This is a genomic window from Variovorax sp. RKNM96, assembly GCF_017161115.1.
GTDB lineage: Bacteria > Pseudomonadota > Gammaproteobacteria > Burkholderiales > Burkholderiaceae_C > Variovorax.
Map to the genome: position 1 here is coordinate 4,377,373 of NZ_CP046508.1, position 11,926 is coordinate 4,389,298.

The following is an 11,926-nucleotide window of genomic DNA, read 5'->3' on the forward strand; positions in this document are numbered from 1 at the left end:
CGAAGTTCTAGTTTTTGTTGTTGAGTGTTTCGGTCAAGTATAGCAGAAACCCCTCAACTCTGCTGGGGTAAACCCCAGCGCCGACCCCTTGAAGAACGCGGACTTCCGGCCTAAGACGGCAAGATCGCGATGTTGTCGCCACCAGACGCCCCGAAGGCCTGCTCGCGCAGCAGCGCCAACTGGTCCCGAACCCGCGCTGCCTTCTCGAATTCGAGGTTCCGGGCGTGCTCGAGCATGAGCTTCTCCAGTCGCTTGATTTCCCGGGCGATGTCCTTCTCGCTCATGTCCTCGACCTTGGCGCGCTCCAGGTCGAGCTTGGCCATTTCCTTGCCTGTCTTCTCGCTGTAGACGCCGTCGATCAGGTCTCGCACCTGCTTGACGATGCTGCGCGGCGTGATGCCATTGGCCTCGTTGTGAGCGATCTGGCGAGCGCGGCGGCGCTCGGTTTCGTCGATGGCCTTCTTCATCGAGTCCGTCATGCGGTCGGCGTACAGGATCGCCTTGCCGTTCAGGTTCCGCGCCGCACGCCCGATGGTCTGGATCAGCGAGCGCTCCGCGCGCAAAAAGCCTTCCTTGTCGGCATCGAGGATCGCCACCAGCGACACCTCGGGAATGTCCAGGCCTTCCCGCAGCAGGTTGATGCCCACCAGCACATCGAAGGCGCCCAGTCGCAGGTCGCGCAGGATCTCCACCCGCTCGACCGTGTCCACGTCGCTGTGCAGATAGCGCACCTTGACGCCGTTGTCGCCCAGGTAGTCGGTCAATTGCTCGGCCATGCGCTTGGTCAACGTGGTGATGAGCACGCGCTCGTTCTTGTCGACGCGGATGCGGATCTCGCCGAGCACGTCGTCCACCTGGTGCGTGGCGGGACGCACCTCGACCTCAGGGTCGATCAACCCCGTTGGGCGCACGAGTTGCTCGACGACGTTGCCCGAATGGTCCTTCTCGTACTGCGCCGGCGTGGCCGAAACGAAGATCGCCTGCCGCATGCGCTTTTCGAACTCTTCGAACTTGAGCGGCCGGTTGTCCATTGCCGAAGGTAGCCGGAAACCGTACTCGACCAGCGTGGTCTTGCGCGCCCGGTCGCCGCTGTACATCGCGTTGAGCTGGCCGATCATCTGGTGGCTCTCGTCGAGGAACATCAGCGCGTCCTTGGGCAGGTAGTCCGTCAGCGTGGCCGGCGGGTCACCCGGCGCGGCGCCGGAGAGGTGGCGCGAGTAGTTCTCGATGCCCTTGCAGTGCCCGATCTCGGCCAGCATTTCCAGGTCGAAGCGAGTGCGCTGCTCCAGCCGCTGCGCCTCCACGAGCTTGCCCTGGGAAACGAACTCCTTGAGCCGTTCGGCCAGCTCGATCTTGATGGTCTCGACAGCGCCCAGCACCTTGTCGCGCGGCGTCACGTAGTGGCTCGACGGATACACCGTGAAGCGCGGAATCTTCTGGCGGATGCGCCCGGTGAGCGGGTCGAAGAGCTGCAGCGATTCGATCTCGTCGTCGAACAGCTCGATGCGGATCGCCAGCTCGCTGTGCTCGGCCGGAAACACATCGATGGTGTCGCCGCGCACGCGGAAGGTACCGCGCGCAAAGTCTTGTTCGTTGCGGGTGTACTGCATGCGGATCAGCCGGCTGATCACGTCGCGCTGCCCTATCTTGTCGCCCACCCGCATGATGAAACGCATCTGCGTGTAGTCCTCGGGCGTGCCGATGCCGTAGATCGCGCTCACCGTGCCCACGATGACCGTGTCGCGCCGCTCCAGCACGCTCTTGGTCGCCGACAGGCGCATCTGCTCGATGTGCTCGTTGATCGAGGAGTCTTTCTCGATGAACAGGTCGCGCTGCGGCACGTAGGCCTCGGGCTGGTAGTAGTCGTAGTAGCTCACGAAGTACTCGACCGCATTCTTCGGGAAGAACTCGCGGAATTCGCTGTAGAGCTGCGCGGCCAGCGTCTTGTTGGGCGCGAACACGATGGCCGGTCGGCCCAGCCGGGCGATCACGTTGGCCATGGTGAAGGTCTTGCCCGAGCCCGTCACGCCCAGCAGCGTCTGGAACACCTCGCCGTCGTTCACGCCGTCGACGAGCCCGTCGATCGCCTTGGGCTGGTCGCCGGCCGGCGGATAAGGCTGGAAGAGCTCGAACGGGGACCCGGGGTACTTGATGAATTCGCCCTGTTTGGCCGGACCGATCGGGTCCAGTTTCTTCAGGTCTGCTATGGCTTCGGTGTTCTCTGGCATGGCTGTTCCCGACAGGTGGCGATGGCGCCGGTAAAATTCAAGGCAACCGGAAAGCGTAGCGCAAGTCCGGTTGCCAGCGAAGCTTTCATCCCAAAGGACCTTTCCATGTCTATGTTCACCGCGGTCGAAATGGCACCGCGCGACCCGATCCTCGGCCTCAACGAGCAATTTGCAGCCGATACCAACCCCAACAAGGTCAATCTCGGCGTCGGCGTCTATTACGACGACAACGGCAAGCTGCCCCTGCTCCAGTGCGTGCAGGCGGCCGAACAGAACATGATGAAAGCGCCCTCGGCGCGCGGTTATCTCCCCATCGACGGCATCGTGGCGTACGACAACGCCGTGAAGACGCTGGTTTTCGGTGCCGACAGCGAACCGGTCACCTCGGGCCGCGTGGCCACCATTCAAGCGATCGGCGGCACCGGCGGCCTGAAGGTCGGCGCCGACTTCCTGAAGAAGCTCAACCCCAAGGCCAAGGTGCTGATCAGCGACCCGAGCTGGGAAAACCACCGTGCCCTGTTCACCAACGCCGGCTTCGAAGTCGAAAGCTACCCCTACTACGACGCCGCCAAGCGCGGCATCAACTTTGACGGCATGCTGGCCGCGCTCAACGCAGCGCCAGCGGGCACCGTCGTCGTTCTGCACGCCTGCTGCCACAACCCGACCGGCTACGACATCACCGCCGCCCAGTGGGATCAAGTGGTCGCCACGGTCAAGGCCAAGAGCCTCGTGCCTTTCCTCGACATGGCCTACCAGGGCTTCGGTTACGGCCTGAAGGAAGACGGCGCGGCCGTCGCCAAGTTCGTCGAAGCGGGCCTCACCTTCTTCGTCTCGACCTCGTTCTCCAAGAGCTTCAGCCTCTACGGCGAACGCGTGGGCGCCCTCTCGGTGCTGTGCGAGAACAAGGAAGAAGCCGGCCGCGTGCTGTCGCAGCTCAAGATCGCCATCCGCACCAACTACAGCAACCCGCCGATCCACGGTGGTGCCGTGGTGGCCGCGGTGCTCGGCAACGCCGAACTGCGCGCCCTGTGGGAAAAGGAACTCGGCGAGATGCGCGTGCGCATCAAGGCCATGCGCCAGAAGCTGGTCGATGGCCTGAAGGCCGCCGGCGTGAAAGAAGACATGAGCTTCATCACCACGCAGATCGGCATGTTCAGCTACTCGGGCCTCACCAAGGACCAGATGGTGCGCCTGCGCAATGAATTCGGCGTGTACGGCACCGACACCGGCCGCATGTGCGTGGCCGCGCTGAACAGCAAGAACATCGACTACGTCTGCGCGTCGATCGCCAAAGTCATCTAGGTGACAGCAAAGTGTGGAGGAATCCGTCTTCCGACGATTCCTTCACACCTTTCCTTGGAAGGGCCCCTGCGACGGGGTCGGACTAGGGGTTAGGCCCCCTGCGTGCCCGCAGATGCACTGATATATTGCACCGCAACATTCCACTCCAAGACCAGCGATGCTCTATCAACTCTACGAAGCCCAGCGTTCCCTGATGGAGCCGTTCTCGGACTTCGCGCAAGCGGCCTCCAAGCTCTACGGCCAAGGCGCCGTGTGGGGCCAGTTGCCGATGGCCCAGCGCATGGCTGCCGGCTACGACCTGCTCTATCGCCTGGGCAAGGACTACGAGAAGCCCGAGTTCAACATCAAGTCCGTGAAGGTCGATGGCGAAGAGGTCGTCATCCAGGAGGCCGTCGAGCTCGACAAGCCCTTCTGCGAACTGCGCCGCTTCAAGCGCTTCACCGACGAACCGCACATCCTCAAGACGCTCAAGAGCCAGCCGGTGGTGCTGATCGTGGCGCCGCTGTCGGGCCACTACGCCACGCTGCTGCGCGACACCGTGCGCACCATGCTGCAGGACCACAAGGTCTACATCACCGACTGGAAGAACGCGCGCCTCGTGCCGATGTCGGCAGGTGAATTCCACCTCGACGACTACATCAACTACGTGCAGGAGTTCATCCGCCGCCTGCAGGCCGAATACGGCAACTGCCACGTGGTGAGCGTGTGCCAGCCCACCGTGCCGGTGCTCGCGGCCGTGTCGCTCATGGCAAGCCGCAAGGAGCCGCTGCCGCTCACGCTGACGATGATGGGCGGCCCGATCGACGCCCGCAAGTCGCCCACCGCGGTCAACAACCTTGCGATGAACAAGAGCTACGAATGGTTCGAGAACAACGTGATCTACCGCGTGCCGCAGGGCTTTCCGGGTGAAGGCCGCCGCGTGTACCCGGGCTTCCTGCAGCACACCGGCTTCGTCGCGATGAACCCCGACCGCCATGCCTCGAGCCACTACGACTACTTCAAGGACCTGATCAAGGGCGACGACGCCAGTGCCGAGGCGCACCGCAAGTTCTACGACGAGTACAACGCCGTGCTCGACATGGATGCCGACTATTACCTCGACACCATCCGCACCGTGTTCCAGCAGTTCGAGCTCGTGAACGGCACCTGGGACGTGAAGAACCCCGAAGGCCAGATCGAGCGCGTGCGTCCGCAGGACATCCGCACGGCCGCACTGCTGACGGTCGAAGGCGAGCTCGACGACATCTCCGGCTCGGGCCAGACCGAAGCCGCGCACAGCCTGTGCACCGGCGTCGCCGACTCGAAGCGCGAGCATTACGAAGTCAAGGGCGCAGGCCACTACGGCATCTTCAGCGGTCGCCGCTGGCGCGAGCTGGTCTACCCGAAGCTGGTGAAGTTCATCGCCGCGAACGACCAGCCGCAAAGCCGTGCCGGTGCGCGCGAAAGCCTGGCCGCCGAAGACCGGATCAAGCCGGGCCAGAAGGTCGCGACCGCAGCGGCCAAGAAGTCACCGGCCGCGAAGAAGGCTGTTGTGGCCGCCCCCGCCAAGAAGCCCGTGGCCGCAGCCAAGAAGCCGCGCGCCCGCACCGCGCGCTGAGGCGCGCGCTACCCACAGTGAACGGGCTGGCCGCACGCATCAACGACGCACTGCCGCAAACGCAGTGCACACGGTGCGGCTACCCCGATTGCGCCGGCTACGCGCAAGCCATCGCTGACGGCGAAGCGGACATCAACCAATGCCCGCCGGGCGGCACCGAAGGCATCGACCGCCTCGCGCTCGTCACTGGCCGCCCCGCGCTGCCGCTCGATCCGCAATTCGGCACCGAAGGCCCCCGCGCCATGGCCGTCATCGACGAGGCCTGGTGCATCGGCTGCACGCTCTGCCTCGATGCCTGCCCGACCGATGCGATCGTCGGCATCAACAAGCGCATGCACACGGTGATCGAGGCGCACTGCACGGGCTGCGAACTCTGCATTCCGGTCTGCCCGGTCGATTGCATCTCGCTCGAAGTCGAAACGCCGGGCCGCAGCGGCTGGCAGGCCTGGTCGCAGGCGCAGGCCGAAGCCGCGCTGCAACGCTACAAGCTCCACGGCCAGCACCGTGACGCCGCAAAGCGCGAGGCCGAACCGGCCCCCGCCGTCGCCGAGCCACAAGCCGCCGACGCGCGCAAGCGCTCCATCGTCGAAGCCGCCCTGGCGCGTGCCCGCGCCGCCGCCGAACAACGCGCAAAAACCACCACCTCCAAGCCATGACACTCGACACCCTGCTGATCTACGTCGTCGCCTCGCTCGCCCTCGCCGTCATTCCCGGCCCCACGATGCTGCTGGCCCTGTCCAACGGCATCGACGGCGGCATGCGGCGCGCGAGCTGGGGCATTGCAGGCGCGTCGCTCGGCAGCATCACGCTGATCGCGATCGTCGCGCTCGGGTTGGGTTCGTTGCTCGCGGCATCGGAAATGCTCTTCAACGCGATCCGCGTGGCGGGCGTCGCCTACCTCGTCTGGCTCGGCATCAAGCTCTGGCGCAGCGAAGCGACCGATCTCGGCACGGCGCTGGCCAAGTCCGCCGTCGAGGTCCGGCCGCATGGGCGCGTCGCGCTGGTGCGCAGCCTGCTCGTGGCGCTGTCGAACCCGAAGACGGTGCTGTTCTTCGCGGCGTTCCTGCCGCAGTTCATCGACATCACCCAGCCGCAAGGCCCCCAGTACCTGCTGCTCGGCGCGATCTTCGTGGCGCTCGACACCTGCGTGATGCTGGCCTATGCGGCCGCCGGTACACAGGCCGTGCGCTGGCTCTCGCGTCGCGGCCTCAAGGTGCTGAACCGCAGTTGCGCGGCCGGCATGTGGCTGCTGGCGGCCACGCTCGCGTTCTGGCGCCGCCCGGGTACCTGAAGGCGCTCAGCTCTTCAATCCTTCTTCGGACGCTTGAAGAGCAGCAACAGCACCCCCGCCAGCACGACCGCCACCGCATACCACTCGAAGCGCGTGACCGTCTCGCTGGCGATCCACACGCCCAGCAGCATCGCGATCACCGGGTTCACGAAGGTGTAGCTCGCCGCCAGCGCGGCCGGCGCCTTCGCGAGCAGCACCATGTAGGCGTTGAAGGCGATCAGCGAGCCGAACACCACCAGGTACAGCCAGGCCCAGACGGCCTCCGGCGCCGGGGGCCAGACCAGGCTCTCGCGCGAGACGGCCGCGAGCACCAGCAGCACCACGCCGCCGCAGATCATCTCGCTCGCAAAGCCCATCGCGCCGGGCGCGAGCGGCAGGCTGCGCTGGCTGAGCACGCTGCCCATCGACCAGCAGATGCAGGCAATCGAAATCGCCGCCAGCCCCGCGGGCGACGACTGGAAGCCGCTGCCCTGCGTGAGCATCAGCACGCCGACGAGGCCGAGCGCGATGCCCGCCGCCTCCATGCGTGTCGGCTTGATGCCCCAGATGAGGTTCAGCAATGCGATCAGCAGCGGCACCACCGCGATGAAGGCCACGACGAGCCCCGAGCCGATCGTCATTTCGGCATGCGCCGTGCCGCCCATGCCGCCGCCGAGCATCAACGCCCCGACGACCAGCGCATTGCGCCACTGCAGCCGCGAAGGCCAGGCGGCGCCGCGCCACCGCATCCACACCGCAAGCAACACGCCCGCAAAGAGAAAGCGCGAGCCCATCTGCAGGAACGGCGGAAAGCTGATCAGCGCGTACTTGATCGCAAGGTAGGTCGAGCCCCAGACCACCCAGGTGGCGGCGAGGCAGAGCCACAGCAAAGGCGGCAGTGCGCCACGGTTGGCACCGGGCGCGGCGGGGGCGGCAAGGGTCGGCATGTCGAGGAGTCTCTGTTCTATTGGTACTGAAGCGCCGCCCATGGTATGAAAGCCGCCTTCGGCGAACCATGGACATTCCACGGTTCTGCCGCCCCGCCACCGTCGATTTAAAGGAGTTCCATGGACTTCACCTTGAACCCCGCACTGGACGCCCACGACACCCGCATCCTCGCCGAATTGCAGGGCGATGCGCGCCTCACCATGGCCGAACTCGGCCGCCGCGTGCACCTGAGCCAGCCGGCCGTGACCGAGCGCGTGAAGAAGCTGGAGGCCGCGGGCGTCATCAGCGGCTACCGCGCCACCGTCAACCTCGGCAAGCTGGGCTACGGCATCCGCGCGATCATCCGCGTCGGCCGCGCCGACTACGACCTCGTCGTGAAGCTCGTGCAGGACACGCCCGAATGCGTGAACGCCTACAACGTGACCGGCGAGGACAGCTGGATCCTCGAGATCGCGGTGATCGACGTGAGCCACCTCGACGCGGTGGTCACCAAGTTCTGCATCCTCACCGAGACGGCGACCTCGATCATCCTGAACCCGGCGCGCGAACACCAGCCGATGCTGCCGCCGCACCGTTCCGACGTGAAGCCGCCGATCCGGAAGGTGCTCAATGCGTAGATGAAGCGAGCGCGTTGAAGGCCTTCACCACCTCGGGCGGCGCCTGCACCATCTCGATCAAGACGCCCTCGCCCGCAATCGGGAATTCCTCGTTTGCCTTCGGATGCAGGAAGCAGATGTCGAAACCCGCTGCGCCTTGCCGGATGCCACCGGGCGCAAAGCGCACACCCTGCGCCGTGAGCCATTCGACGGCCTTGGGCAGGTCGTCGATCCACAGCCCCACGTGGTTGAGCGGCGTGGCGTGCACCGCTGGTTTCTTGTCCGGGTCCAGCGGCTGCATCAGATCGACCTCGACCTTGAATGGCCCGCTGCCGATCGCGCAGATGTCCTCGTCGACGTTCTCGCGTTCGCTCTTGAAGGTGCCGGTGACTTCGAGTCCCAGCATGTCGACCCAGAGCTTCTGCAGCCGCAGCTTGTCGGGTCCGCCGATGGCGATCTGCTGGATGCCCAGCACCTTGAAGGGACGCGCCGTGGTCGTCATGCGCAGACCTCCACTGTTTCAGTGGTCGTCGTGCGGCGCGACTGCAGGCCCAGCTTGCGCAGCAACTGCACGTCGGCATCCACGTCGGGGTTGCCCGTGACCAGCAGCTTGTCGCCATAGAAGATCGAATTCGCACCCGCCATGAAGCACAGCGCCTGTACCGCATCGCCCATCTGCTGGCGCCCGGCCGACAGCCGCACGCGCGCGGTCGGCATCGTGATGCGCGAGACCGCGATCATGCGCACGAAGTCGAAGGGATCGACCGGCTCCGAATCGGCCAGCGGCGTGCCCGGCACGCGCACCAGGCTGTTGATCGGCACCGACTCCGGGTACGGATTGAGATTGGCCAGCTGCGCGATCAGCCCCGCGCGGTGCACCGGCTGCTCGCCCATGCCGACGATGCCGCCGCAGCACACGCTGATGCCGGCGCTGCGCACATGGGCCAGCGTGTCGAGCCGGTCCTGGTAGCTGCGCGTGTCGACGATGTCGGTGTAGTACTCGGGCGCGGTGTCGAGGTTGTGGTTGTAGTAGTCGAGCCCCGCGGCCTTGAGCTGGTGCGCGTGGTGCGGCTCCAGCATGCCGAGCGTGGCGCAGGTCTGCATGCCGAGGCCCTTCACCGCCTCGACCAGCACGGCCACCTTCTCCACGTCGCGGTCCTTCGGCGCGCGCCAGGCAGCGCCCATGCAGAAGCGCGTGGCGCCCGCGTCCTTGGCGGCCTGCGCGGCGCGCAGCACCTCGTCGACCTCCATGAGCTTCTGCGCCTTCACGCCGGTGTCGAACTCGGCCGACTGCGGGCAGTAGCCGCAGTTCTCGGGGCAGCCGCCGGTCTTGACCGAAAGCAGCGTCGCGAGCTCGATGTCGCCTTCAGGGAAATGTTGACGGTGCACAGTCTGCGCCTCGAACAGCAGATCCATCAGCGGCTTGTCGAGCAGCGCCTGGATCGCCTCGACCGACCACGGGCCTTGCGGCGTCACCGGCTTTGCGGGGCGGTGCAGCGTGATCGTCTGTTGCAGGTCGTTGGCACCCATCAGTTGAACTCCAGAATGATTTGATCGACCGCGAGCGATTCGCCCTTGCCGGCCGAAATCTTGCCCACCACGCCGTCTTGCGCGGCGAACAGCACGTTTTCCATCTTCATCGCCTCGATCACGGCCAGCTTCTCGCCGGCGCGCACCTGCTGCCCCGGTTGCACCGACACCTCGACCAGCAAGCCCGGCATCGGCGACATCAGGAACTTGCTCAGGTCCGGCGGCGCCTTGTAGGGCATCAGCTCGAGCAGCCGCGCACCCAGCGGCGACAGCACCATGGTCTCTATCTGCGTGCCGTCGTGCGACACGCGCAGCGCCAGCGGGTTCTTGCCCGCGCCGCGCTCGACCTGCGCGGTGAAAGGCTTGTCGTTGACGATGCCCTGCACGCGGATCGCGCCGAGCGCGAAGCTGCTGTCGATCTTGTAGGTCTTGCCGCCCACCGCAACTGCGCTCGCGCCGGTCTTGCCGTGGAAGTCGGTCACCGACACCGGGTGCTGCACATGCTTGCCCTCCGGCCCCAGTTCCACCACCACGAACTGCTCGCCCACCTTCACGCCGTGGCCTTCGAGCTGCCCGCTGATGCCCGAGGCGCGCGCACGGTAGCGGCGGTGCACATAGGCCGCGAGCGCCACGAGGAACGACGGATCGGTGTGCGGCACGTCTTCCGCATGGAAGCCCTTGCCGTAGTGCTCGGCGATGAAGCCGGTGTTGAAATCGCCCGCCACGAACTTCGGATGCGCGAGCAGCGCCGCCTGGAACGGGATGTTGCTGCTGATGCCGCGGATCACGAAGCCATTGAGCGCCTCGCGCATGCGGGCGATCGCATGCTGGCGATCCTTGCCGTGCACGATGAGCTTGGCGATCATCGAGTCGTAGTACATCGGGATCTCGCCGCCGTCGTACACGCCGGTGTCCACGCGCACGCCTTGCAGGTGCTCGGTGTCGCTCGCGAACATGGTCTCGGCGGGGGGCTGGAATTTCACCAGTCGGCCGGTCGAAGGCAGGAAGTTGCGGAACGGGTCTTCGGCATTGATGCGGCACTCGATGGCCCAGCCATCGCGCTTGACCTCTTCTTGCGTGAGCGGCAGCTTCTCGCCGGCCGCGACGCGAATCATCAGCTCGACGAGGTCCAGACCGGTGATGCACTCCGTCACCGGATGCTCCACCTGCAGGCGCGTGTTCATCTCGAGGAAGTAGAAACTCTGGTCCTTGCCGACCACGAACTCCACCGTGCCCGCGCTCTGGTAGTTCACGGCCTTGGCCAGCTGCACTGCCTGCGCGCCCATGGCCTTGCGCGTCTCGTCGCTGATGAAGGGAGAAGGCGCCTCCTCGATCACCTTCTGGTGGCGCCGCTGGATCGAGCATTCGCGCTCGTTCAGGTAGATCACGTTGCCATGCGAATCGCCCAGCACCTGGATCTCGATGTGGCGCGGCTCCTCGACGAACTTCTCGATGAACACGCGGTCGTCGCCGAAGCTGTTGCGCGCCTCGTTGCGGCACGAAGTGAAGCCCTCGAAGGCTTCCTTGTCATTGAAGGCCACGCGCAGGCCCTTGCCGCCGCCGCCGGCCGAGGCCTTGATCATCACGGGGTAGCCGATGTCTTTTGCAATCTCCACGGCGCGCTCGGCCGTCTCGATGGCATCGTTCCAGCCGGGGATGGTGTTGACCTTGGCCTCGTTCGCGAGCTTCTTCGAGGCGATCTTGTCGCCCATCGCCGCGATCGAATAGTGCTTCGGCCCGATGAAGGCAATGCCCTCTTCCTCGACCTTGCGCGCGAAGGCTTCGTTCTCCGACAGGAAGCCGTAGCCCGGGTGCACCGCCTCGGCGCCGGTCTGCTTGCAGGCCGCGATGATGCGGTCGGCCTGCAGGTAGCTCTCGCGGCTGGGCGCGGCGCCTATGTGCACGGCCTCGTCGGCCAGCTCGACGTGACGGGCCTCCTTGTCGGCGTCGGAATAGACGGCGACGGTGAGGATGCCCATCTTCTTGGCCGTTTGAATCACGCGGCAGGCGATTTCGCCGCGGTTGGCGATCAGGATTTTTTTGAACATACAAGTGAATTTGTGTTTGATTGCTGCAGACCTAAAAACTGCCAGTCAGGCACTTGCTAATCCACGCACCGGTTACCTGCGCCCTCGTTGCAGGTTGCCACCATCGGGCATCTGCCGGATAGGTATAGAAGTGATCAACCAATTCCCTTGCGTCGGCATTTGAAGTGCGCCCCCCACGCTCACTGCGTATGAGCGCCTCTTCACGTGACACTCCCAGAATCCGGGAAGTTAAAACCACTTGCGCACGCAGATTGAGGTTCACGCACCGATCAACCGTTGACGAAGGTACTGAAGGGAAATAGGTCGCGGTGCATGAGCGAAGCCCTCTATCAAGAGTGCTGCCCAGAACGCCTTGCGCATCGCCTGTCTGTTTACCTCGAGTCAAATTTTCATAGAGGTCGCGTGTG

At 65.2% G+C, this 11,926-nt stretch carries 10 protein-coding genes; 5 read left to right on the forward strand and 5 right to left on the reverse strand.

Translation table 11 applies throughout. The annotated features are described in order from the left end of the window. Positions 1-110: 110 nt before the first annotated feature. Positions 111-2,228 (reverse strand): excinuclease ABC subunit UvrB, encoded by a 2,118-nt coding sequence (uvrB, locus tag GNX71_RS20150; RefSeq protein WP_241026992.1) that lies wholly within the window; start codon positions 2,226-2,228, stop codon positions 111-113. A gap of 105 nt (positions 2,229-2,333) precedes the next feature. Here uvrB and GNX71_RS20155 point away from each other — a divergent pair, with 105 nt between their 5' ends. The 4 genes from GNX71_RS20155 to GNX71_RS20170 all read left to right on the forward strand — a co-directional run bounded on the left by GNX71_RS20155 (position 2,334) and on the right by GNX71_RS20170 (position 6,418). Further along, a complete protein-coding gene (locus GNX71_RS20155; RefSeq protein WP_206173946.1) occupies positions 2,334-3,530 on the forward strand; it encodes an amino acid aminotransferase in 1,197 nt (398 codons plus the stop codon). A gap of 157 nt (positions 3,531-3,687) precedes the next feature. Then, positions 3,688-5,127: a polyhydroxyalkanoate depolymerase gene (gene phaZ / locus GNX71_RS20160; RefSeq protein ID WP_206173947.1), complete on the forward strand. Its 1,440-nt coding sequence runs from the start codon at positions 3,688-3,690 to the stop codon at positions 5,125-5,127. A gap of 17 nt (positions 5,128-5,144) precedes the next feature. Then, positions 5,145-5,783, forward strand: a complete 639-nt coding sequence (locus GNX71_RS20165; protein ID WP_206173948.1) for an RnfABCDGE type electron transport complex subunit B — start codon at positions 5,145-5,147, stop codon at positions 5,781-5,783. Continuing rightward, entirely contained in the window at positions 5,780-6,418 is a 639-nt protein-coding gene (locus tag GNX71_RS20170) for a LysE family transporter (RefSeq protein WP_206173949.1), read from the forward strand. The genes GNX71_RS20165 and GNX71_RS20170 overlap by 4 nt, the downstream gene beginning before the upstream one ends. Before the next feature lie 14 nt (positions 6,419-6,432). Here GNX71_RS20170 and yedA read toward each other — a convergent pair whose 3' ends face one another. Then, positions 6,433-7,344 (reverse strand): drug/metabolite exporter YedA, encoded by a 912-nt coding sequence (yedA, locus tag GNX71_RS20175; protein WP_206173950.1) that lies wholly within the window; start codon positions 7,342-7,344, stop codon positions 6,433-6,435. A 120-nt stretch (positions 7,345-7,464) separates the two neighbouring features. Between yedA and GNX71_RS20180 the strand changes: the two genes are divergently transcribed. Beyond that, positions 7,465-7,962: an Lrp/AsnC family transcriptional regulator gene (locus GNX71_RS20180; protein ID WP_206173951.1), complete on the forward strand. Its 498-nt coding sequence runs from the start codon at positions 7,465-7,467 to the stop codon at positions 7,960-7,962. Here the strand turns inward: GNX71_RS20180 and GNX71_RS20185 are convergent. Genes GNX71_RS20185 through accC form a run of 3 tightly spaced genes read right to left on the reverse strand, consistent with a single transcriptional unit; the run spans position 7,952 to position 11,519 of the window. Next, positions 7,952-8,443 (reverse strand): VOC family protein, encoded by a 492-nt coding sequence (locus GNX71_RS20185; RefSeq protein WP_206173952.1) that lies wholly within the window; start codon positions 8,441-8,443, stop codon positions 7,952-7,954. The two genes, GNX71_RS20180 and GNX71_RS20185, sit on opposite strands and share 11 nt — an antisense overlap. Continuing rightward, complete coding sequence (bioB, locus tag GNX71_RS20190; protein WP_206173953.1) at positions 8,440-9,471, reverse strand: biotin synthase BioB; 1,032 nt, start codon at positions 9,469-9,471, stop codon at positions 8,440-8,442. Before bioB ends, GNX71_RS20185 begins: the two co-directional genes overlap by 4 nt. After that, positions 9,471-11,519, reverse strand: a complete 2,049-nt coding sequence (gene accC, locus GNX71_RS20195; RefSeq protein ID WP_206173954.1) for an acetyl-CoA carboxylase biotin carboxylase subunit — start codon at positions 11,517-11,519, stop codon at positions 9,471-9,473. Before accC ends, bioB begins: the two co-directional genes overlap by 1 nt. Positions 11,520-11,926 lie beyond the last annotated feature (407 nt).